Annotated in this window: 1 protein-coding gene; it reads right to left on the bottom strand. The window is 71.9% G+C overall.

Going from position 1 to position 1,664, the window contains the following annotated elements; genetic code table 11:
• Nucleotides 1-1,664: sensor histidine kinase, YfiR-like protein-associated (locus AC30N0_RS12185; RefSeq protein WP_489518177.1), on the bottom strand; the 1,664-nt coding region annotated here is incomplete at both ends.

Raw genomic sequence — 1,664 nt, 5'->3', positions numbered from 1 at the left:
ACCTGGTGGCCTTCGAGGCGCAGCAGGTTGGCCAGGCTGTTGGCGAAGTCGACGTTGTCGTCGGCGACGAGGACCCGGCGGGCCCATGTGCCCTTGGCGAGACCGCCGGGTCTGGGCCCGGCACCTCTCGCGGACCCGCCGCCGGCTCCGGCAGGGAGTGCGCTGCTGCCCTGGCCCACGGGCCGGACCGCCACGGGGGCGTCGACTCCGGGCGAGTCGACTCCGGGTGCGGCAACGGTTGGAAGCACAACGCGGAAGGTCGACCCCTCGCCGCGGCCCGCGCTCTCGACGCCGATGGAGCCGCCGTGCATCTCTACCAGCTGCCGGGCGATCGTCAGGCCGACGCCGAGACCGGCCGCACCGCGGCCGAGCGAGGTGTCGAGCTGCACGAACATGCCGAAGATCGACTCCTGCTCGGACGCGGCGATGCCCATGCCGTTGTCGCTGACCTGGACGACGACGTTCGGGCCTTCCTTGCGGACCCCGACCTGGATGTGGCCGCGCGGGTCGGTGTACTTCGCCGCGTTGTGCATCAGGTTGACGAACACCTGGGTGAGGCGGGCGGAGTCGGCATGGACCCAGATCGGCTCGGCAGGCAGGTCGGCGCTGACCTGGTGCTCCTTGCCGCGGAGCGTCGGCTCGGCCGCCTCGAGGGCGGCGCGCACGGCGGTCACCACGTCGATCGTCGAGCGGCGAAGCTCGAGCTTGCCGCGGGTGATGCGCGAGACCTCGAGGAGGTCGTCGATGAGCCGCACGAGCTGCGCCAGCTGGCGCTCCATCATGGCCCGGGTCGATTCGCGGACCTTGGGGTTGTCGTCGGCCCGCTTCAGGATGGCCAGGGCGGTGGCCAGGGGCGCCAGCGGGTTGCGCAGCTCGTGCGCGAGGGTGGCGAGGAACTCGTCCTTGCGCTTGTCGGCGGCGCGCAGCGCCTCCTCGGCGCTGTGCCGTTCGCGCATCTCGGCCGACAGGTCGCGCAGCATGTTGTTGAAGGCTTCGACCAGGACGCCGACCTCGTCGTCGCTGCGCTCGGTCACGCGCAGTTCGTAGTCGCGATCCTCGATGACCCGGCGCGACACATCGGCCATGGCCAGGATGGGCCGCGTGATGGCCGGATGCAGCTGGCGGAAGATCAACCCCGCCACGGCCAGGCCGGCCAGGCCGGCGAGCGCCAGGATCGCCACGTAGTCGACGATGCGGGCGCCGACGTCGTGGCGGGCGCGCAGGAACACGGTGCCCAGGAACTCGCCGTTCTTCTCGATGCGCCGCTGCAGCTCGAGCCGGTCCCCGTCGAAGCGGGCCTCGCCGACCGCGAGCCCCGCGGCCGCCTGCGGTGCCGCGCCGGCCTCGCTCTCGTAGCTTGCGAACAGCCTGCCCTGCCGCGTGAAGACGGTCGCACCGAGGATCTGGGCCCGCGCCTTGAGGACGGCGAGCGCCTCGCCGGCCGCCTTGGGATCGTCGAAGGTCAGCGTCGGGGCGACCGACTGGGCGATGAGATCGGCCTGCGACGAGAGGTCGCTGATCCATGCGTCGCGGTAGCTCTGGATCTCGTAGAGCAGCAAGGCGCTGGCGCTGAGCAGCAGGGCGGCGCAGGTCGAGCTCATCACGACCAGCATCAGCTTCAGGCGCAGCGAGCCGCGGCGTGCCGGGGCTCCCGAGGCCGTCGC

The sequence above is a fragment of the Rhizobacter sp. genome (genome assembly GCF_031412495.1).
GTDB lineage: Bacteria > Pseudomonadota > Gammaproteobacteria > Burkholderiales > Burkholderiaceae_C > Schlegelella_A.
Note: the sequence above shows the minus strand (reverse complement) of the source record. Positions and strands in the feature narration are given on the sequence as shown.